We start from the raw sequence: 928 nt of genomic DNA, 5'->3' as shown, positions 1-928 counted from the left end.
GGCCGACCCGGTCCACGGCGCCGTACGGGCGCTGCTGCGCACCGCGCAGGCCGAGCACCCCGGCCGCCTCCTGGTGGTCGCGTGCGACGGGCGGGACGAGTCCTGGGCCGCGCTGCCCGGGGTGCTGGCCACCGCCGAGCAGGAGGTCGCCGTCCGGGCGGGGCAGCCGTACGCCCCCAGGCTCGTCCCCCTCGCGGCCGGCGACCAGGCCGGACCCGACGCCGGACCTGACGCCGGATCCGACGCCGGGCCCGCGGCCCGCCCCGCGCTCGACGGGACCGTCCTGATCACGGGCGGCACCGGCGGCCTCGGCGGCGCCGTCGCCGAGCACCTGGTCCGCCACCACGGGGTCACCGACCTGGTGCTGCTCGGCCGGAGCGCGACCGTCGACCCCGGACACGAGGAACGCGCGGCCGCCCTGCGCGCCCTCGGCGCCCGGGTCACTCTCGCCGCCTGCGACGTCACCGATCGCGCCGCGCTGGCGGACGTCCTGGCCGGCATCCCGTCCGACCGCCCGCTGGCCGCGGTGGTCCACGCGGCCGGTGTCGTCGACGACGGGCTGCTGACCGGGCTCACGGAGGAGCGGTTCGCCGGCGTGATGCGCGTCAAGGCGGCCGGCGCGGTCGCCCTGCACGAGCTGACCCGGGACGCGGACCTCGCCGCCTTCGTGCTGTTCTCGTCGGCGTCCGCCGTCATGGGCAGCCCCGGCCAGGCCAACTACGCCGCCGCCAACGGCTTCCTCGACGCCTTCGCCCACCACCGCCAGGCGCTCGGCCTGCCCGCGCAGTCCCTCCAGTGGGGCCCGTGGGCACACGAGCGGGGCATGGCCGGCCGGCTCGGCGCGGACGCCGTGGCCCGGATGGCCCGTCAGGGCACCGTGCCGCTGGCCACCGACGAGGCCCTGCGGCTCCTCGACGAGGCACTGGCC

Annotated in this window: 1 protein-coding gene; it reads left to right on the top strand. The window is 79.0% G+C overall.

Going from position 1 to position 928, the window contains the following annotated elements; all coding sequences use genetic code 11:
• Positions 1 to 928: beta-ketoacyl reductase (locus GPJ59_RS36580; protein ID WP_219672398.1), on the top strand; the 928-nt coding region annotated here is incomplete at both ends.

The sequence above is a fragment of the Streptomyces bambusae genome (assembly GCF_019400985.1).
GTDB classification, from domain to species: domain Bacteria; phylum Actinomycetota; class Actinomycetes; order Streptomycetales; family Streptomycetaceae; genus Streptomyces; species Streptomyces bambusae_A.
Note: the sequence above shows the minus strand (reverse complement) of the source record. Positions and strands in the feature narration are given on the sequence as shown.